This window comes from Paenibacillus sp. E222, from assembly GCF_013401555.1.
In the GTDB taxonomy this organism is placed as follows: Bacteria; Bacillota; Bacilli; order Paenibacillales; family Paenibacillaceae; genus Paenibacillus.
On the sequence record NZ_CP058552.1, the window covers coordinates 2,176,712 to 2,197,743 of the forward strand.

A 21,032-nucleotide genomic window follows, 5' to 3' on the forward strand; every position below is an offset into this window, starting at 1 on the left:
AAGTCACTCTCCCTCTGAACTTATCCTTGATTAAAATATTCAATGGTTTTCTCAATAAATGCTTTGGCAGATTGGGTCAGGTAACGGTCGGACCGATGAATGATCTCAAAGTGCCGGTAAGGAGCATCGTCCGAGATTCGGATGATGCGTAGTGCCGGTTCATTCATCGCCTTGATCAGTGGATATGGAAGTATCGTACCGCCAACGTTAGCTTTGACCAGACTAATAATAGAGGTTGCCGAACTAGTCTCCATGATCGTATTCAAGGTAAAGCCATATTTCCGGCAATAGCCATCAACCAGTTCTCTGCCTGTGAACCCTTCCGGAAACATTACGGTCTGAATATCGCGCAGTTCCCTGATGCCAATCTCATTTCGTTCAGCCCAAGCGTGGTTCTCCGAAACGACGAGTACGTATTCTTCACTACATAAAGGAATGCGGACAAGACGGTCATCAGAAATCGAAGTGAGCTCGATGCCGATGTCGACTTCGTTATCCAGCACTTGATTCAATACATAAATTGAAGATATAACTTTTAATTTTACTTTAGGAAAACGGGCATGAAAGTTAACGAGCAATGGAGTAAGACGGTAGTCCAAATCGGAGGGCAGGACTCCAATCACTAGCTTACCTCGCTGATCATTGCGGAATTCAGCTAACGCATCCTGGGTATTCTGTAAATGGCGAACCATTTGTACACAATGCTCCAGGAACAACGTTCCCGCCTGAGTCATCACAATCTTTTTGCCCACCCGGTCAAACAAGGGAACACCCAACTCATCCTCCAGCGCTCGAATCTGTTGACTCAAGGTAGGTTGAGAAATGCCGATTTTATCTGCTGCACGTGTGAAATGGAGTTCCTCACAAACGACGATAAAATTCTCCATTTGACGGATTTCCATATGCTTCCCCTCCGATCATTTGTTTTTATAATCATTTTAATAGAAACTATTGTATTGTTCAATCATTATAATAATTCTATACTAGTCTTGCACCACAAAAAGATCTACAGCCTGGATCATTAGTGAATGCAGCTATATAACAATACATGAGGTGATCCATAGTGAAACTGTTTTATATCGTTCTGGCGCTTATTCTGGCTTCATTGAATCTGCGACCACCCATTACATCCATTTCTCCCTTAATGAGTACCATACAAAGTGATCTGGGTATTAGCGGAATTGCAGCAAGTTTGTTAACTACGCTTCCCGTATTATGTATGGGTATATTCGCTCCATTTTCCGTAAAGCTAAGCAGGAGGTGGGGGAATGAAGGCGCGATCGTTTTGGCATTAATCCTCATTGGAATAGGTACGGCATTGCGGTTGTTCGTGGGTGCAGCACCTCTGATGATGTTTACTTCATTTCTATCCGGTGTAGGGATTGCATTGACTGGTCCGCTCTTGTCCAGCTTTATCAAACAGTACTTCCCTGGGCGAGTTGCTGCCATGGTGGGGATCTACTCTACAGCAATGGTTGTGGGGGCCAGCATTAGTGTTGGACTATCGGTTCCCCTTCAAAATCTCCTGGGGGGTTCGTGGAAGGGATCGTTAGCGATGTGGGCATTGCTCGCCGTCATTGCTTTGCCGATCTGGATGATATTAGCCTTGTCAGCACGAAAGGATCGACAAACGGGGCGGATTTCTACTGTGAACGTTGAAGCTCTTCCAGTGAAAAATAGTCGAGCATGGGTACTGACATTTTTCTTCGGATTGATGGCAGCGATCTTCTATTCATTGACTGCATGGCTTGCGCCTGCGATCCAGAGCCAGGGATATACGAAAGAAACTGCCGGCAGCATCCAAACGTTATTTACGTTAATTTCATTACCGTCTACGTTATTCATTCCAATGCTCGTTCACCGTTACCAAAGACGTGTATTCTGGCTTGTTGGATGTGCGCTAATGGAGTTAATCGGAGTCTTAATGCTGAACCTGTCCGTCAGTCCTTGGCTGGCCGCGATCCCACTCGGCATTGGGGCCGGGGGACTGTTCCCGATCGCGCTGATGCTGCCCATTGATGAGACAAATAATGCTCAGGAAGCCAGTGCCTGGTCAGCCATGACCCAATCGGGCGGTTACATTCTGGGCGCGCTTGGTCCACTGGCAATCGGTTGGCTCCATGATACCACGGGCAGCTTTGTTCAAGCATTCTATGGTCTGGCTATAATCATCGTGCTGCAAATCATGGTTCAGTTGGCGATAGGCAATAAAAAAAGCTCTCCAGCGGTTCATGATACATCAGAGTCCAGAGTTTGACGAAAAAAGATGAATATTGATGTAAGATCAAGATGAGGTCTCTTGAGGTATCATCGTTCCTGTTGCGGGCAAACATTGCAAGTGGTTAGTTGGCGGCGAGAGTTAAACATGGTCGAGTAAATCCAGATAGTGCTGTCTTAAGGATTCTCTTAAGGTATTGGGCTCCATGATCTTGATGGTCTTGCCGAAGCTGGCGAGATAACGAATGATGAACTCAAGCTCATGGGCTTCATACGACCCGACTAAATAGGCGTATCCAGTAAGTCCAGTATCAGTTCCAGATTCGTTAATGATCCGCATGGATGGAAACTGTTCTTGCTGGAACAGCTCAACCCCGGCTTCATTGATCAGACATTTAAATGGGATAGCGTTCTCTGAAGGTTTCCATAACGAGTGGGCATCCTGTAGATTGAGTTCATTAATATGTGGTATAGGTTCGATATCTGTCGCCTCGCATGAGGTGATTCGGTCACATCGGAACACACGGTACGCCTGTTTACCCAGATCATACGCCTGGCAATACCAGTAGCCTTTCATCGCATAGAGGGCGATGGGCTGAATGGTGCGTATGCCGGGCTTGGGTTTGTCGGGATTGGAATTGTTGTCTGGGCTACTGCTACTGCTGCGAATATGTCGATACGTAATCTGTATCACTATATTCTGAACAGCGGCCATTAATAGAAACTCCAGATGCTCACTATCCCGGATTTGCTCGGTGTGTCGAAAAGAGACTCGATGCTGGATTTGTTCAATATCCTGTCTCTGGTTTTCGGATAGGGCACTTAGAAACTTCTCGTGAATGGAGCGAAAAGAGACCTGAAAGGGCAGGTTGGTAAAGCTGCGCAATGCCTGCATGGCAAAGTAGAGCGCATGAAGCTCACTCGTATTAAATGAAATGGGCGGCAGCTGCATTTGCTGAAGCAAACGATATCCCCCATAACGTCCATATTCGGCATAAAGGGGAGCACCGATTTCTTCTAATGACGCGATATCTCGTAATGCGGTTCTCTTGGATATGTGAAACTCCTGCATGAGATCTTGCAGGGTGAAGTGCTGTTTTTGATTGATAAAGCGCAGCATCTGGTTCATGCGTTCTGATTTTTTCATAAACAAACCTCTCAATGGTGCCATAGATTGGCACCTTTTTTCGTTATAGTAATCAGTGTAAGCCAATCAAACGAAGGAGGCAACATAGATGAATTTTGAAGTGATCCCGTTTCTGTCGATGAATGGAGACGCTGCGGCAGCCATTGCTTTTTATGAAAAGTACCTGGGGGCTAAGGTGTTGTTCAAGAAAGATTACAAAGAGATGAAGGAAATGAATCCGGGGTTCGAGTATCCTGAAGGGCAGGATGAATATATTACACATTCGGTACTCCAGATCGGGGTAAACAAATTGATGATTGCTGAGGAAGAAATGGATACGAGTCGACCGTGGCAGCTGGGAAACAGCACGTCATTATGCATTCAATCGAAAGACAAAAGTACGATGACGGAGCTGTATCATTCGCTGGTTCAACATGATGAGGTTACGGTGTTGGTGCCTTATGAGCAAAATGAGTTTAGTCCGGGGTATGGAATTGTGCGTGATCCGTTCGGAATCGTGATTCAGCTTTGTGTGACGGTGCATGATTTTTAATGAGGTAAAAGTGAATCCGTAATGAGCCTGAAGGATGTATATCCTTTGGGCTCATTTTGAATCCTTTAGAAGTTATCGTTTTCTTTTCTCTAAACCTCCTGCAAACGGGTAGCGTCCAGTTTGGCAAGACGTTTCATCACTTTCTTCAGCATAACGGAGGCTTTGACACGGAGAGGAAGATCGTTGGATATTTCGATACTGTATGAACCGGCGAGAATCTGCTCTTTGAGCTCGGCGACCGATGCGCATGGACGATCCAGCACATTGAATACACTGCCGTATTGCAGACACTGGTGGGTATCGCTTCCGGCAGTGACCGGTTTGCCGAGGGACTGGGCGAATGGTTCAACCTGCCCGCGGCACGTCTCAATGCCGTATTGGTACATATCCTTGGCGTTCAGATCAAAAGCGTCCAAACGTCCCAACAAATCACGGTCCAGTTGATACAGCGGGGTGGATTCGCGGAAAGGGTGTGCGCCAATTTTGAGCAGTGGCCAGGCTTCGGCCAAATCCAAGAGTTCTGCAAAAGGAATGAATGAACCTTTGGCTGTATATGGTTCCAGGCCGCTGCGGACGGCAAGGATATGTTCTTTTTGACCCACCAGCAAAATATGTCCTGTCTCCTGAATATCCACTTCCATGCCGGGAAAAATGCGCAGTCCATCTGCCTCGTAGTACTCTCCGTTATATGGATAGAGACGATCCAGCGTCTCATAGACCTCGTAGAAGTTGCGGGTGTTAAAATGTTCAGTGAGCGCGAGGGCTTCGAGCCCGCTGGCTTTGGCTTCGTTGACCATTTCGGTGAAGTAATCAACCGAGAAATCAGAGTTTTTGGATAATTTGCCGTGAGTATGAAGATCAATGCGCATAGAAGACACTCCTTTATTCCATGAATGGTTAATGGTATGAATAGTTACTGCATTTTATTTTGAATTACAGAATCTCGTAATACCCGCCGAGCCAGAATAACAGTGCAACATAGATTGCCGATCCGGCGAGAAATCCGAGGTCACGTGAGGTGATTTTCAGATGGGCGAGCTTCAGGCGTTTGGACTCAGGATGCTTCATGCCGTACGAGAAACCGCGTGTCTCCAGTGCTTCCACCGTTGTGCGAGAACGTTTGGCGGTAGCCAGCATGAGCGGGAAGAAGGACACGACGAATAGCTTCATATAGTAGACAACGAGCCGCCAGTAGAGCCATCCGTGCCGGGAGGGAACCTGACCCCGCAGTCTGTAGGACAGCATGATGTTGCGGAATTCACCGAACAACACCGGCAATATGCGGTAAGCATAAGAGAGGCTGAAGGAGAACGTCGCAGGCATGCCGAGCGCAAGCAACCCATCGCCAATCCGTTCCGGGTCCATGCCCGAAAAGACGGTGATACTCGCCAGCGAGACAATCGACAGCTTCAGGGTAAGCAGCAGCAGGGGCAATGCAGATTCCAGATTGCCACCGAAGAACAGTGAGATGATAAACATCCACCCGACCTGACCGATCAACCCCAGGCAAAGAATGATAATGATAAAAGGAGCGGCTCTGGACAGTATGGTGGTAGTCACCATCAACAGAAACATGCCGAGCAGCACAGTCCCGTTATGAACAAACCAGGGAACGATGGCAAAAAAGAGATACCAGATCAGCATGACACGAGGATCAATCCGCGACAGGCTGGCATGCCCGCTGCCATATACAGTATTCATCAGCTCAAGCTGAATGCGTTCAATGGATATTTTGTCAAACCAGTTGCGGACAAGCTGCATGATGCATATCCTCCTTGGTGAGTGATTGAGTCAACAGGTTATCAACAAAAGCCTCGGTTGTCGGTGAAAGTGTCGGCAGTCCCATTCGATGGGAGAGCTCCATGATCTGTGTAAGCGCAAGTCCGGAGCGGCGCAGAAGGGATTCATCCGCAAACACGTCAGCAGGTGTGCCGTCTGCTTCCACCTGACCATGGTGAAGCACGATAACCCGACTGGCCCACTGGGTAACCAGCTGCATGTCATGCGTGGCAATCACGGTTGTTCGCACATGTTGGTCCAGCTCATCCAGAACACCTATCAGTTCCTCGCGAGTGGCAAGGTCCAGATTGGCGGTGGGCTCATCCAGCAGCATAAGAGAAGGTTTCATGGCTGCCCCGATGGCGAGTGTGACGCGTCGCTGTTGTCCACCACTGAGAAGCCGGGCATCCCGCTCTTGCAGCGGAGTAAGTCGAAAACGATCCAGTACATGTGCAACTTGCTGGTCAGCATCCGGGATGCGACGGTTCTTCAGGAAATACGCAACTTCTTTGCGAACACTGTCCTCGATAAACATTTCAGAAGAGTTCTGAAAAATATAGGCGACTTTACCCGCCAGCTGCTCCAAAGAGGAACGGTGCGTAACTTCACCCAGAACACTGACGGTGCCTTCCTGAGGCAGGCTAATACCAGCCATCAGCTTCAGTAAGGAGGATTTGCCGGCACCATTGTTGCCAATCAAGGCAATCCGTTCTCCTTCATGGAGTGAAATATTAACACCACGAATGACTTCATGTTCTTTTTTGCCCAGTCCTCTGTAACGCAGTCGGGTTTGATGAAACTGTACAATAGGGATCAACGGTTCAGCCGCAGAAGCAATCGTTAGGCGCTCGGAATTCACCAACTGATTGGGAACGTCGCGTGCCAAGTTCGAATCGGATGAAGGTTTATTTTGCAAAGAAACGGATGGAATGGATAGGTAATTGTCGGCAAAATAAACGTTTGCTTCTTCCACCGTAATTGGGAAGCGTTGTCCTGAACTTGACGGGTCCGCATTTGTTTTTATTCCCTGCGTTAACTCCGCAGCCTGGATAGAGGCACGTGTCACCTCAGGAGGTTGAATGCCCAGCTGCTCCAGATCAGTAATGCGATTCAAGCCTTCCCTAACAGGAAGATTCCACAAGACCCGGCCTTTGTCCATCAGTACCACATCTGCGCAAAAGTCAGCGATAAATTCAGTATGGTGTTCGATGACGATAATCGTCTTACCATATTCCATATTCAATCTGGAAAGGCACTCATAGATGAGTCTCGCATGCTGCGGGTCAAGCTGTGAGACAGGTTCATCCACGATCAGGATATCCGGGTCGAGCGACAGAGCTCCGGCCAGAGCGAGCAGATGTTTTTGCCCACCACTCAATTCCCAGATGAATCGGTTATGAATGGCATCCAGCCCACACATGGCAAGTGCGCGTTCACCGAGCTCCCGATAGTTGGGCAGTCCGTAATTGAGTGGTGCAAAGCAAGCCTCGTCCAAGACGGTGGGCCGTACGAGCTGGTTGTCGAAATCCTGATAGACGTAACCGATCTTTCTGGACAGGTCTGCAACACTTCGGCCTTCGGCAGACATGCCAAGTACATTAACTTCACCGGAGAAGTCTCCTGTGTAGAATTGAGGAATAAGGCCATTGAACAACTTGCACAGGGTGGATTTGCCGCAGCCGTTGCCCCCAATAATGGCTGTAAAACTGCCTCGTGGGAGTTCAAGCGAAGCTCCGTTCAGGACAGGCTCTTCCGAGCCAGGATACGTAAAGATGACATTTTGAATGGAAATGGCAGAATCCGATGGGGTAACAGAAGATGGTGTGGACATTTCATTATGCATAAGGGCTGTTCTCCGTACCAGGTACCGTTTTGTTTTTGCTCCGTTTAGCACGCATGACCAGTAATGTCACCACGGCAACCAGTGCGGCAGCTCCGATACTAATCCAGATTGATGCCGAACCATATTGATCTGCATAGTCCGTCTCCCAAACAGCGAAGTTGATATCCATTTCGGACAGGGATTCCGCTCCAAAGGCAAGTGCAAGCAGCAGCACACCAATCAGGATCAGTTTCGGACGGAAGAAGCCGATTCCTTCATATTTCATCCCTGGATTACGAGGTTTGATGCCGAGCAGGGGTTCAATTTTGCCATAGAGCAGAGGTACGAGATACAGCGTAGGCAGCAGAGCGAACAGGATGCCTGAGAACAGTACGTCATTCAGAAAGCCAACCCCTTCGATCAGTACAACACTTTCCGCAAGGCCAGGGACAGCTTCCAGCTGCTCTACACCAATCCACACTTTACCGATATCCACCAGTGAACTGAGGAACTGATGAATGACGACTCCCGTCATGGCTGCGATTCCGACCTGTCTGCGGTTGCGAGGATCACTGACCATACGCCCTGCGACATACATGGCAAAGGAAAAGGTAATGAATTTCTCCAGCTCGCCCAGTCCGCCGAATTGCCCCAGCATCAGCTCACCGAAGATCACTTCACCAAGAGCCGCACCAAGGGCAGCAATCATGGGGTGGAACAAAATGCAAAGTGTCAACGGAATGAAGGCAAAGTACTCAACAGACAATTCAATCGGTCCAAGTTGGAGCTTGGGAATAAGCTCTGTGAACATGTTGGACAAGCCGTACAGTGACATGGAAAGCACAAACACCATCATTTTCTGTGAAGACGTCAGCGTATAACGCTCAGTCATCTTCTTCATCGTTACATACCTCCCTGAAAGTTGGTGATCATCATAGCCACAGTCTAGGGGCGGAGTATTAACGGGAAAGAAGACATTTGTAAATCAAATGTAATTTTTATTACATAATCTAAAATTGATGAAAAAAATATTACAAACATAAACCACTTCTTATTCTCTCAACTGATATACTGAGTGCAGAGCGAGAAAAGGAGTGCATACGGAATGAATTTGTTTACTCATAAAGAACAGCTGTCTCCAGGCCATCTGAAAATTGCTGATTTTGTTGAACGCAATCCGGAAGAGATTCTGTTCATGACAGAACAAGAGATTGCCGACAGGCTGGGGGTCAGTATTGCGACCGTATCTCGTTTCTGGCGGGCGGTTGGATATGATAATGCCAAAGCGTTCAAAATCCGGCTTCGTACATCCGAAGACACTACACCTGCGCTCAAATTAAATAAAACCATATCCCGTATGGATACGGACAGCCTTCCCGTTCAGTTACTGGAGGCCTCCGTCAGCCATTTGCAGGAGACGTTGTCTCATATGAAGCATGGAGATCTGGAGCACGCAGCAGCCATCCTTGCAGAAGCACGAAGAGTATATGTATATGCTCCAGGACCTTCCGCTGGTTTGGCGGAATTATTGTCCTTTCGGCTATCCCGATTCGGATTGACCGTCATCCACCTCGCCGGAGGTGGTCATGAATTATTGGAATCACTGATGCACATGCAGCGGGAGGATGTTGTGCTGCTGATGTGCTTTACAAGGCTCTTGCCTGAGGCAGAGGTCATTTTGGATTATGCCAGAGATACAGGCAGCAAAGCCGTACTTGTAACAGATCGGGAAGACCTGTTGTATGGCTTGGCGACGGAGTTATCTTTTTACGTTAGCAGAGGGGAGCTTGGCGAATTTCATTCCATGGTTACTCCACTCCTGTTGATGGAACAACTGGTACTGGCGGTGGGTTTGAGGCAGAAGGAGCATGCGCTGTCCAAGCTGGAACGACTCGCTGATCTGCGCAGTCGATATGCAGACAAATTGCCGCGAGGCTGATAGATGAACAGAGCAGCTTAATGCACAGAAACGACTACAGATAACATCAGAGGTATGGAAGGTTATACCATAATTAGGGGCGGTTACTCCGCCTCTTTTTGTGTTAGAATTTCCTCATGAAAAATAATGTTTAGACGGTTAGTTTATTGGGTATAAAAAGGCAAACCGTAACCGCATTGTTAAAAATTGATTTGGGAGTGATCCAATTGACTGCAATTGGAGTATACAATAATAGAGTCGTCTCTATTCAGTTGGATACATAATTGCAATACAGCAGGAACTGCCAGAATGAGAACGGTTTAATCATGGGAAGAAGTCAGGGAGTGGGGATCGCTTTGCCTATAGTAGATATGGAAAAAAAAGATGTTGTCACCGATGCGTTGGTCATTAAGGCCATGGAGAAAAGTCTGGCTATCATTCGATTCGATATGGAGCGACGGGTTACGTATGTAAATGAAGTCTTTGCCCAGACGATGGGTTATACGGTAGGCGAGATGTATGGTATGCAGCATGAGCAATTTTGTTTCGATGAATTCGTGAAAAGCCCTGACTATAATGCGTTTTGGAGCAGTATTTTTAACGGTACCAGCTTCCAGGACAAGGTTGAACGCAAAGATGCAAAGGGAAATCCCGTATGGCTTGAGGCAACATATATGCCTGTCTATGATGAAATGAACCAGAACATACTAGGTGTGTCCAAAATAGCGACAAACATCACGACCCGTCAGAACAATATTTCAGCTGTAGTTAATGAACTGAAGACGATGTCACATGATTTGAACGAACATGCCGATATCGGTATTGAGCGAAGCCGTGAGTTGATGTCCAGTATCACGTATATATCTGAAGTTTCCGCCCACAATCGAGCGACACTGAATCACTTGCAAGAACAGGCTCGTTCTATCCAGGGAGTTGTCAAAACGATTCGCGAAATTGCGTCGCAGACCCAGCTTCTGGCCCTGAACGCTGCGATTGAAGCAGCTCATGCAGGCGAATATGGTCGCGGGTTCGATGTTGTAGCCAAGGAAGTACGGAAACTTTCGGCCATGGTCGAAAATTCCATTAATGAGATTCGGGATAGTGTGAATGGGATCACCAAAGAAATTACGAACATCTCTGGCGGGACACAGGAGGTTGAAGGTTACGTGGAGCGAAGTCAGCAGCAAATTGAGGTGGCGTTGAATGATTTTACAACCATTGCGGCGTCTGCACATTTACTGGATGCGAAGGCGCAACACGTAACCAAAATCGTATAGATATGATAAACTCCATAACTCTGTAGGGAAGCGGGTGCCAATAGAGGCATCTGCTTTTTTGTTGTTCAAAAAACGGGAATTATTGTGAGCAATCAAGGAAACAATACTCAGTGATACCAAGGAAGTCTAGATAATGGGGTGAGCCGGATGTGGTCAAAAATACTTTCTTATTTGCCGGACTGGCCTATTTGGGCACAGGCCTTTTTATTATTTTTGGTGCCGATATTGTGTATGAAAGGATACCAGTGGTTGCGATCATCCTTAAAAAAAGGAACCTTTTCAAATAATGTTCATTCCAATCAGGAGGAATCGTCCAAAACTTCTTCTAATGAAGAGACAGGAAGTTACGCAAATATTCGACTTACCGGGGATTATGCTAAGGATCTGATTAGTGTAAAAACTACATTTGGTCAAAATTCAGACGTATGTATACGGGAGTTTGCTATAAGAGGAACGAATACCCCAGCGGCTGTTATCTATGTGGAAGGATTGGTCGATCATGATCGGTTAGATACTCACATCTTCACGCCTCTAATGATTAGGGGGGTCCCCAACACAGAGCAGAATATATTTGAAGAACCGATAGAAGAAAATGAACTCAGAGCTTACGTCAGGCGTAGTCTTTTACCGGTTGGTGAACTACTGGAAGTCGAGACACTGCAAGAAGCAGCACAAGCAGTGCTTCATGGTAAAAATGCTCTGCTTATTGAAGGTATTTCCGGAGCTTTTATTGTTGGTTCAGCCAAGGGGAAAAGCCGCAGTCTGGAAGAGCCGGTCTCGGAGGCATTGCTTCGCGGGCCAAGGATCGGTTTTACCGAGCGGTTAAGCGATAATACCGGAATATTGCGGCAATTCGGAGGCAACAATGCCTTGTTTATGACCAAACACCAGGTGGGTACCAGGGTGAAAAGGGAACTGGTTATTGCGTATATTGAGGACATTGCCAATGCCGACCTTGTCGCTGAGGTGGAAAAACGAGTGCAGGACCTGGATATGGATATCATGCTGGAATCCGGATATGTGGAGCAACTGATTGAAGATGATGAGCTTAGCCCCTTCCAACAGGTACAGAATACAGAGAGGCCCGACCGCGTAGTCAGTGGGTTGTTAGAAGGGCGTGTAGCTATTTTACTGGATGGGACACCATTTGCATTAATAGTGCCATCGACTTTTAGCATGCTGCTTCAATCTCCCGAAGATTATTACGAGCGCTGGATTCCGGGGACATTTCTGCGTATGCTTCGTTTCTTGGCTGCTACGATTGCACTGCTAGCACCTGCTTTGTATATCTCCTTTATCTCATTCCATCCGGGTCTTATTCCGACCAAGCTAGCTTTAACCATTATTCAAACCAGACAAGGTGTGCCTTTCCCGTCTGTTATTGAGGCGCTGATTATGGAGACCTCGATTGAAATTTTGCGGGAAGCAGGCATTCGTCTACCCAAGCCAATTGGACCCGCAATGGGTATCGTAGGTGGTCTGATTATTGGGGATGCCGCAGTACAGGCCGGAATTGTCAGCCCGTTTCTGGTTATTGTTGTGGCAGTCACTGCGATTTCTTCGTTCTCCATCCCTACATATAGTGCCGGGATAACACTTCGTATATTGCGCTTTGTAGGAATGTTCAGTGCGGCGATCTATGGATTGTTTGGGGTAGTCATGTTTTTCTTGTTGCTCTGCAGTCATCTCGTTCGGTTAAAAAGCTTTGGAGTACCTTATGTCACTCCGGCTGTGCCTTACAGCTTATCGGATTGGAAAGATTTCTTTATTCGGGCACCTTTAGGAATGATGAAGAAGCGTCCAAGTATGATGCATCCCAAAGACCCTGATCGCAAAAAGTAGGCATATCGGATATTCAGGAGGTGAACCATGAATCGTAAACAAGACCAACTGACGACAGTTCAAGCCGCAGCCTTTATCATCAACTACATGTTGGGGGCAGGAATCCTGACACTTCCTCGAACCACGGTGACGGCTGCAGGTACGCCTGACGTATGGATTTCAATAATATTGTCCGGTCTGTTAGTTATGGTGATGGGTATAATCCTGGTGACTCTGTGCCGACGATTTCCAGGGAAGACGGTATTCCAGTTCACTGAGGAAATTACAGGCAAGTGGATCGCTTATATTTTGGGAATAACGATCATCGTGTATTTCATTATCATCGCTGCTTTTGAGATCAGGGTAATGGCTGATGTCACCGGATTATATTTATTGGAGGGCACCCCGGTATGGGCCATTGTCATGGTGTTTATGTGGGTCGGTTTTTATCTCATCACAGGTGGAGTCAACTCCATGGCTCGCTTGTATGAGATCATTTTACCCATTACGCTTATTCTTTTTGTGCTGGCCATTTTTTTGAGCAGTGAATTGTTTGAGATCAACAATTTGAGACCTGTGCTGGGAGATGGAATTATGCCTGTTGTTAAAGGAATTAAACCTACGACACTGGCGTATACGGGGTATGAAATCATGTTTGTGATTATGGCTTTTATGAAAAACCCGGAGAAGGGGAAAAAGGCCATGGTCTGGGGCATCCTTATTCCTATGGGGATCTATTTCATCACCTTGGTTATGGTCATTGGCAGCTTATCCATTGAAGGCATGAAAACAAGAACGTGGCCAACACTTGACTTGATGCGAAGCTTTGAGATTGAGGGATTGGTCTTTGAACGATTTGAATCCTTGCTGCTGGTGATCTGGATTATGCAGATTTTCTCTACGTTTACCATTACCCATTATGCCGCTTCTCTCGGATGTTCGCAATTGTTTAAGAAAAAGCAGCTGTCTTGGATGATCATTTTGCTTCCCATCATTTACATCATTGCTATGTTACCGGATAATGCGAACGACACGTTCAAACTGGGAGATGCGGTCGGGAATGTGTCCATTTATCTGTTTGGTGTCGTACCGTTATTACTTTTACTGTTGAGCATGATCCGAAAAAAAGGAGGGAAACACAATTGAGCAGATTCAGAAGACAATTAACCATTGGGTTATCGGGGTTGCTGCTAATGTTTACCTCAGGATGTTGGAGCAGTAAAGAGATTGAAGATCTAAGCGTTTATGTGGGTGTGGGACTGGACGTGGCTGAGGAATCGAAATTTGAAAAGAGTATTAATGAACAAGGAGGCCATTATCCCAAAAACAACAATTTAACGGCTACCGTACAGATTGTTCCACGAATCGGCCCCAAACAGGATACTCAAAAAGGCACAGGTGCTTCCGAAGGGCAATCTTTTTTGAATGAAAGGTTGACTGGAGATTCCCTGTTTCAGATCTTTCGTCAGTTTGCTCTAAGAAGAGACCGTCCACTCATTGGTCATCATTTAAAGGTCATCGTTGTTTCTCATGAGTTGTCCAAGAAATATAGTTTGGAGCAGCTGCTTGACTTTATTTTGCGTGATAATGATATCCGCCCCAGTTGTCTGGTTTTAGTAAGCCATGGAACAGCTCACGAAGCTCTTAGTTCTATAGAGCCGGGAGAAGTTCCGGCCTTTTATTTAAAGGGAGTGGTAGGGAATTCGTACCGTTCCAACAAGATCCTTCCTCCTGTGTCTCTTGCGAAGCTTGACGGGAAAATGCAGTCCGGGTCAAGCTTTTTGTTGCAGAATGTCCTTACAGCCGAGGGTGAGCATAAATTCTCAGGGGCAGGGATCTACAAAGGAGAGACGAAAAAATGGATCGGCTCTATAAATCAGATTGAACTCGAAGGATTGTCATGGATCACAGGGAAGGCCCAGCAAGGAGCTGTTAAATCATACGCTCCACCCAATGGCCATACGGTAACCTATGAAATCAAGTCTACCAAGAGTAAAATCATACCACTGGTTCAAGGCAACAACATCTCTTTTCATGTAAAGATTGAATCAGAAGGCCAACTCATGGAAGATTGGAGTTCCCCGGAAATCCCTTCAACGGACAAGTATATTCGTAAATTGGAGATACAGTTTGCGGATACAATCAAAGAACAAATACAGCAGGTTATGAATAAAATGCAGCGTACCTATCGGGTGGACGTGGCCGGATTTGGTGAAGAGCTGAGGATCAAATATCCGAAGGTGTGGAAAAAAGTGAAAAAAGATTGGGATGAAACATTCAGTCACGTTCCCGTAACCTATGATGTGAAACTGAATATTAAAGATTCTGGATCATCGACGGATTAATCACAAGGAATAAGATTCTCTTTACTCTACAAAGTGGATGATGATATTTAATAGTTGACACAAACATGATAGATCGCTATATTTATAAAAAATCATTTTCTTATCCAGAGAGGTGGAGGGACTGGCCCTTAGAAACCTCAGCAACAGATCTGAAGGATACTGTGCTAATTCCAGCGGGTGAACAGCCTGATAGATAGGAGCGTTTGTTTTTATTTGTCAGTAACGGCGCACTCTTCAGGAAGAGTGTGTCTTTTTGTTTTGTTGTTTTCTGGATGAAGAAGTAGGGGAGCAGGCATGAATAACAACAAAGATACGGGGCATTTTCAGCGTAAAATGCAGGCACGGCATGTAGTTATGCTCTCACTCGGTGGAGTCATCGGTACAGGGTTATTTCTAAGTTCGGGCTATACCATCCAGCAGGCAGGACCGATCGGTACTATTCTGTCTTATCTGATCGGAGCGATTGTCGTCTATCTGGTCATGCTCTGTTTAGGTGAACTTTCTGTTCATATGCCAGAGACAGGGGCGTTTCATAGCTATGCGGCAAAATACATCGGACCAGCAACAGGATACACAGTAGCCTGGTTGTATTGGCTAACCTGGACGGTTGCCCTCGGTTCCGAATTTACAGCGGCCGGGCTGTTGATGCAGCGCTGGTTCCCTTCAGTGAATGTTTGGATCTGGAGCGCATTGTTTGCGCTTATGATCTTCCTGTTCAACGCGCTGACTGTCAAATTTTTTGCGGAATCGGAGTTCTGGTTTTCCGCAGTTAAAGTCCTTACAATTGTAGTCTTCATTATTCTTGGGGGCGCAGCCGTATTTGGTATTATTCCAATGGCAGATTCGGAACCTGCACCGTTTCTATCCAATATTACAGCATCGGGTTGGTTCCCCAATGGGGCTACTGCGATACTAATGACGATGCTTGCCGTAAACTTTGCGTTCTCGGGTACCGAATTGATTGGGATTGCTGCCGGGGAAACAGAGAATCCGGAGAAGACGATTCCAAAAGCGATCCATACCACACTGTGGCGTTTAATTATCTTTTTCATCGGAACAATTGTCATTCTCTCGGCACTGCTTCCGATGTCGGATGCGAGTGTGCTCGAAAGTCCGTTTGTGGCGGTCATGGAGCGGGTGGGAGTACCCTATGCAGCAGACATTATGAACTTTGTTATTTTGACGGCGATTCTGTCTGCGGCTAATTCGGGGTTGTATGCATCTTCACGGATGCTCTGGTCTCTGGCTGATAAAAAGACGATCTCCCCATGGTTTGCCACATTGACCAAACGTGGTGTGCCGCTGAATGCGCTCTTGATCAGTATGGTTGGGGGCGGTCTGGCTTTGCTGTCCAGTATCATTGCGCCAGGTACCGTATATATTACACTGGTTTCCATTTCAGGTCTGGCTGTTGTTGCGGTATGGATGAGCATCAGTGCTTCACAGTATATGTTCCGCAGACAGTATATCCGGGAAGGACATGCGGTCAAAGATCTGGTCTACCGCACACCACTGTACCCGGCGGTACCGATTATTTCATTTATATTGTGCCTGGCTTCATGTATAGGCATTGCTTTTGACCCGACACAGCGAATAGCGCTGTATTGCGGAGTTCCATTCATTGCAGTGTGTTACGCAGTTTATTATCTGACAGAACGTGTGAATAAGAAAAGAGGACAAGTACATGACGCAAGTACAACAGACTAATCCCATAGAACAGATTCTGCGTGAGTATCCGGTCATGATTCTGGATGGGGCGCTGGCAACCGAACTGGAACAGCATGGCTGTGATCTGGATGATCCGCTCTGGTCTGCACGTGTGTTACTGGAGAATCCGGACGTGATCCTTCAGGTCCATGCAGATTATTTTCGCGCTGGAGCCGACTGTGCGATTACATCCAGTTATCAGGCGACGGTGGAAGGCTTCGGCAAGCGAGGCATCGGAGAGCAGCAGTCGCTGGAGCTGATTCGCAAGACGGTGGAGCTGGCTGTGCAGGCGCGAGATGATGTCTGGGCAGAAGGGCAAGGTGAAGCCGCAGAGCATGTATCCGGCAATGATTTAAACGGTAAAAAACAAACGGCAGTTGCCATGGGAAATAGGGCATCGGCTCGTCCAAGACCGATTGTTGCTGCATCCGTTGGACCGTACGGCGCATATCTGGCAGATGGCTCGGAGTATGTCGGTCACTATGGTGTCTCGGACGAGACGTTGAGCGCGTTTCATCGTCCACGGATCACAGCCTTGCTGGAAGCAGGGGCGGATATTCTGGCCTTTGAGACGATCCCATCCTTGCAGGAAGCACAGGTACTGATCGATTTATTAAAAGAATTTCCGAACGCCTATGCATGGCTCTCCTTCTCATTAAAAGACGGGACAGCGATCAGTGAAGGCACGCCATTGGAAGAGTGTGCACAATTGTTAGGAGCTGAACCTCAGATTGCTGCGATTGGGCTGAATTGTGCTCCCATGGAACTGGTAACGGAAGCGGTAGGTATTCTGAGCCGTGCCAGCGATAAACCGATTATTGTATACCCGAACTCGGGTGAGGTATACGATCCAGTAACGAAGACATGGAGTGGTCACGGTATATGTGGCAGCATGAGCGATGCTTCAGAGCAGTGGGTGGCGGCAGGTGCGAAAATTATTGGCGGCTGTTGCCGCACTACGCCACGTCAGATTGAAGAACTGGCGAAAAAGTGGCGGAGTCAAAGATGACTTTCTGAAATGTGAGTTATATCTTGTACAGGAAAGAGCCCTCTCTATCCGTTAACGGATTTGAGAGGACTCTTTTTGCGTCTTTTTCGAAGGACTCAAGCCCAGAATCTCTTCGCTGGATTAAAGATAAACGGATTGCCATCAGCTATTGAGCATATCCAATTATTTGTTCTCCACTGAAATGGAACCCAAGGAAGTCTGTAAGGAGAGCAAAGGTCCGCCGCCATTAATGTCTGTTTTTCCTTTCGCCGCACCCGAGACTTTCCCCAAATCTGTCGCTGTTTTCAACGTGTATGCAAGGTTGGCTGGGAGAATGGCTGTGACCGTGCCTACTTCTGTTGAAGCTTTGAGCTGGCTTCCTTCGGCAAGGTTGTTCAGATCGAGACGAATAGTGCCTGCATCGGATGTAATCGATGATTTTCCGTCCACTTCAACTTCGGCAAGTTCAATCGATCCCGTATTGTTGGATACATCATAACTGCCTTTCAGACCGGTGAGTGAAATAGTGCCTACCTCGGTGGATATCTCATACTCCGCGACTTGGGCAGGAACTTCCACAACATAGTTAACAGTAAAATGGGAGTTCCCCAGATTTTTGTTGGCCCAGGACCATATATCCGTTCCATCCTGTCCTTTGGCTTGAAGCTGGACGGACGTCCTCTTCCCTTTGGTTATCAAGGAGACTTCCGCATTCTGGCCGAGTTCTTCCAGCGTAGATTCACCAGAACGATTGTTTAATGCCTGAAGGGTTGTGCGGACATGAAGCCCGCTGTCTTCACCGCGACGTATCTCAATATTTCCAACGGAATTTTCAATAATCAGTGTATTGGAAACCTCTTGCAGGCTTGCTTCAGCAAGCTCCTTGTCTATGGCGTTGCTGCTAATCAACTTCATCCATCCGGACTCTGCACCTTGTGAAGTGCTGCCTTCGGATGGTGATGTGATGGGGTTATTCGTGCATGCAGCCAACAGACTGACTGAACTCAGGGCAACCAGAAGCTTTTTGTATACTCTTCGCATGTTCTTGTCTCCTTCATCCTTCATATGTTCATGTGTTATTCAACGACCAGGATACGTGGGGATGCATCTCGGATCACTCTCGAGGATACCCAGGAGCCAAGAGCTGCGGCAAGAATACTCAAGCAGGCAAATAATATGATTCCTCCCCAATTCAGGATAAGGGGAATCTGTACAATCCCGTATCCCGATAGGACTTTTTCAAGCAGACGCGGCAGCACGTACACACCGACAACGACTCCAAGTACTGCGCCGATGGTGGATATAGCTGCAACGCCCATGGCAACGGACAATCGAATTCTTCTAGAAGTCATGCCTATGGACTTGTAAATACCGTAGGTTTTGCTTTCTTTACGAATACTGATTCGGCAGGTACTAAAAATGATGATGAACGTAACGAGAATAAACAACAGACCGATGAGAGCCATGGGGTAAACGAAAATGCTTGCAGCTTCAGCATATACGGAATCAAGCAGGGTTTTCTGCGTGACGATGGAAGCAGAGTCTTTGAATTGTTCGTTTAACTGCTGCGCAATGGTCTCTGCCTGCGATGGATCATTGACATTGATAAAGGCTACATTGACATCCTCATAATTGGGGTTCACACTTCGCACAGCATCAACGGTAATACGCCCAGATACAGACAGGTTGGAGATAGCCTGGTAGACGCCTGTGATCATGAACGTACGCTGTTCACCCTCGATATAAAGGTCGATCAGGTCGCCCAAATCCTTGTTCAACATGCGTGCAACACCTACACCAATCGAAATTTCATTTTCACGTTCAGGATTGGTACCTCTCAATGTTTCGAATCCAAGCTCTTTGTAATTCCCATCAAGTACACTCAGGTAGAGACTGGTGGATTGGCCGGCCATTTTCGCTGATGACTCGGGACTGACGACCCCTGTGATGTTCCCTTGCCAGCCCACATTTTTGATGCGAGGGTCCTTTTCCAGCACCTGCTTTAACTCATCCTTGGGGAAGGTAGATTTGTTCACCACGACGGCGGCAATATTAGCATTGTCATAACCCCATTTGGCCGCCGTCTGATAAATTCCGGTAATGCTCGTCAGTACAACATATCCAAGGACAAGCACAGAGGCAGCCATCGTGGTTAACAGCAGCATCAGAACAGAGCTCTTGGTATTCTTGATCAGATTTCGAATGCCAATGACGGCGGCTACTGGCAGCCTGGCAAATCCAACCCGGTTGGCTAGAGGCGAATTCATTCGTCGGGCCAAGCGGGTATTTTCTGTTTCCGACATACCGTAGCGGATGGCTTGAACAGGCTCGATACTGCGCGCCTTTTTGGCGTATAACACAACGAATAATATTACCAGCGCAAACAGCAGTATGCCGACTAACATGGCTGCTCCGATGCCTTCCATCGGTACATCTCCATTGCCAGTTCGCAGAGAAGACACAGAAATGTTGATAATGAATTTGGATACAAACACGCTCAGCGCCAGTCCTGGAATAACGGCAATGATGGACAGCAAAGCATATTGAATAACATAGGTACCGATTGTTCTCCCGGAGGTCAATCCCAGTGATTTCAGAATCCCTATTGTTTTGTAGTTGGCCAGAATGGCATCCGAAATGGTAAATCCAATGGTGATGAGAGCGATAACCATCATGACAGCACCCAGGAAAATCATAATGAATCCAATAATCTGATTGATAATCAGATAGAAGGAAGAGATACTCTCAAACTCCATCTTGGTTTCCAAGAAAGGGGTATGGGTCTCACTGTTGTAACGATCCCAATAGCTGGAGTTGGTTCGATAATCATCAAAATGGATACCCATCATATAATTATCTTTTCCTGCGAGTGCCTGGAAGTCATTCTGGTAGTCTGTACTGTTCATCCAGATCCTTGCCGCATTGGTGAATGGTGCACCGTAAGGTACATCGACTACAATCGCGGATACCCGAAGATCAAGCGCGGAGGACCCTGTTTTGAAATTAACGGTATCTCCTACGGCTATATCATAGGCATTCGCCATTGAAGTGGGAATCCATACGCTCCCTTGTTCGGGAGCCGAACTCTGCGCACCACTCGAAAAGATCAGTTCATCGACGGCCCAGGGCGGCTGAGGGGTATTCATCATGTACAGATAAAGGTTGGGAATGTCCATGCCTTTGAAGGCGATTCCGGATAAGGTACGATACGTGAGCAAAGGTGAAACCTCAACTCCATCCTGTTCAGCCCACCAGTCATAGACGGCTTTAGGGTCATTCAGTCCTTTATCAAACGTCAATATTTGATGGGACCCGTTGGTCCGGGTGTGCATTTCGTTGAACAGATTGCCCGTGTTGGCCAGAATAATAACCGCAGTAGATACCAGTAGTGTAGATAGCAAAATGAGCAAGGTGATAAACAGATTCTGTGTCTTATTTTTGCTCAGGTAGGAAAGGCTCAGTTTCAACATAGCAGCCAT

17 protein-coding genes and 1 riboswitch are annotated in these 21,032 nt (G+C 47.0%); of the genes, 9 read left to right on the forward strand and 8 right to left on the reverse strand.

All coding sequences use genetic code 11. The annotated features are described in order from the left end of the window. Positions 1-20 precede the first annotated feature (20 nt). On the reverse strand, positions 21-902 hold the full coding sequence (locus tag HW560_RS09630) for a LysR family transcriptional regulator (protein ID WP_179262891.1): 882 nt from the start codon (positions 900-902) through the stop codon (positions 21-23). A 161-nt stretch (positions 903-1,063) separates the two neighbouring features. Between HW560_RS09630 and HW560_RS09635 the strand changes: the two genes are divergently transcribed. Beyond that, on the forward strand, positions 1,064-2,257 hold the full coding sequence (locus tag HW560_RS09635) for an MFS transporter (RefSeq protein WP_179262893.1): 1,194 nt from the start codon (positions 1,064-1,066) through the stop codon (positions 2,255-2,257). A 102-nt stretch (positions 2,258-2,359) separates the two neighbouring features. Here HW560_RS09635 and HW560_RS09640 read toward each other — a convergent pair whose 3' ends face one another. Further along, a complete protein-coding gene (locus tag HW560_RS09640; RefSeq protein WP_179262895.1) occupies positions 2,360-3,364 on the reverse strand; it encodes a helix-turn-helix transcriptional regulator in 1,005 nt (334 codons plus the stop codon). Between the two features lie 88 nt (positions 3,365-3,452). Between HW560_RS09640 and HW560_RS09645 the strand changes: the two genes are divergently transcribed. After that, positions 3,453-3,896, forward strand: a complete 444-nt coding sequence (locus HW560_RS09645) for a VOC family protein (protein WP_179262898.1) — start codon at positions 3,453-3,455, stop codon at positions 3,894-3,896. 89 nt (positions 3,897-3,985) lie between these two features. On the opposite strand, the gene HW560_RS09650 is transcribed toward HW560_RS09645, so the two are convergent. The 4 genes from HW560_RS09650 to HW560_RS09665 all read right to left on the reverse strand — a co-directional run bounded on the left by HW560_RS09650 (position 3,986) and on the right by HW560_RS09665 (position 8,398). After that, positions 3,986-4,765 carry a PHP domain-containing protein gene (locus tag HW560_RS09650; protein WP_179262900.1) on the reverse strand — a complete coding sequence of 260 codons (780 nt, stop codon included), beginning with the start codon at positions 4,763-4,765 and terminating at the stop codon, positions 3,986-3,988. A gap of 64 nt (positions 4,766-4,829) precedes the next feature. Continuing rightward, the gene (locus tag HW560_RS09655; protein WP_179262902.1) at positions 4,830-5,657 is read right to left on the reverse strand and encodes an energy-coupling factor transporter transmembrane component T family protein; all 828 of its coding nucleotides are present in this window, start codon (positions 5,655-5,657) and stop codon (positions 4,830-4,832) included. Then, the gene (locus HW560_RS09660) at positions 5,632-7,518 is read right to left on the reverse strand and encodes an ABC transporter ATP-binding protein (protein ID WP_179262904.1); all 1,887 of its coding nucleotides are present in this window, start codon (positions 7,516-7,518) and stop codon (positions 5,632-5,634) included. The genes HW560_RS09655 and HW560_RS09660 overlap by 26 nt, the downstream gene beginning before the upstream one ends. Continuing rightward, positions 7,511-8,398, reverse strand: a complete 888-nt coding sequence (locus tag HW560_RS09665; protein ID WP_090904607.1) for a DUF8171 family membrane protein — start codon at positions 8,396-8,398, stop codon at positions 7,511-7,513. Before HW560_RS09665 ends, HW560_RS09660 begins: the two co-directional genes overlap by 8 nt. Positions 8,399-8,602: 204 nt before the next feature. Here HW560_RS09665 and HW560_RS09670 point away from each other — a divergent pair, with 204 nt between their 5' ends. The 7 genes from HW560_RS09670 to mmuM all read left to right on the forward strand — a co-directional run bounded on the left by HW560_RS09670 (position 8,603) and on the right by mmuM (position 17,574). Then, on the forward strand, positions 8,603-9,436 hold the full coding sequence (locus HW560_RS09670; RefSeq protein ID WP_090904608.1) for a MurR/RpiR family transcriptional regulator: 834 nt from the start codon (positions 8,603-8,605) through the stop codon (positions 9,434-9,436). 305 nt (positions 9,437-9,741) lie between these two features. Then, entirely contained in the window at positions 9,742-10,692 is a 951-nt protein-coding gene (locus tag HW560_RS09675; protein ID WP_373564979.1) for a methyl-accepting chemotaxis protein, read from the forward strand. Positions 10,693-10,839: 147 nt separating this feature from the next. Continuing rightward, entirely contained in the window at positions 10,840-12,534 is a 1,695-nt protein-coding gene (locus HW560_RS09680; protein WP_179262906.1) for a spore germination protein, read from the forward strand. 27 nt (positions 12,535-12,561) lie between these two features. Further along, positions 12,562-13,659, forward strand: coding sequence for a spore germination protein (locus HW560_RS09685; protein WP_090904610.1), 1,098 nt, complete (start codon positions 12,562-12,564; stop codon positions 13,657-13,659). Further along, positions 13,656-14,858, forward strand: a complete 1,203-nt coding sequence (locus tag HW560_RS09690; RefSeq protein WP_090904611.1) for a Ger(x)C family spore germination protein — start codon at positions 13,656-13,658, stop codon at positions 14,856-14,858. The genes HW560_RS09685 and HW560_RS09690 overlap by 4 nt, the downstream gene beginning before the upstream one ends. A 97-nt stretch (positions 14,859-14,955) precedes the next feature. Continuing rightward, positions 14,956-15,058: riboswitch (SAM riboswitch) on the forward strand. A 94-nt stretch (positions 15,059-15,152) separates the two neighbouring features. Next, on the forward strand, positions 15,153-16,565 hold the full coding sequence (gene mmuP / locus HW560_RS09695; protein ID WP_090904612.1) for an S-methylmethionine permease: 1,413 nt from the start codon (positions 15,153-15,155) through the stop codon (positions 16,563-16,565). After that, positions 16,543-17,574 (forward strand): homocysteine S-methyltransferase, encoded by a 1,032-nt coding sequence (gene mmuM, locus HW560_RS09700; protein WP_179262908.1) that lies wholly within the window; start codon positions 16,543-16,545, stop codon positions 17,572-17,574. The genes mmuP and mmuM overlap by 23 nt, the downstream gene beginning before the upstream one ends. A gap of 162 nt (positions 17,575-17,736) precedes the next feature. Here the strand turns inward: mmuM and HW560_RS09705 are convergent, their stop codons facing one another. Next, positions 17,737-18,594 carry a DUF4097 family beta strand repeat-containing protein gene (locus HW560_RS09705; RefSeq protein ID WP_179262910.1) on the reverse strand — a complete coding sequence of 286 codons (858 nt, stop codon included), beginning with the start codon at positions 18,592-18,594 and terminating at the stop codon, positions 17,737-17,739. A 35-nt stretch (positions 18,595-18,629) separates the two neighbouring features. Beyond that, positions 18,630-21,032, reverse strand: a complete 2,403-nt coding sequence (locus HW560_RS09710) for an ABC transporter permease (protein WP_179262912.1) — start codon at positions 21,030-21,032, stop codon at positions 18,630-18,632.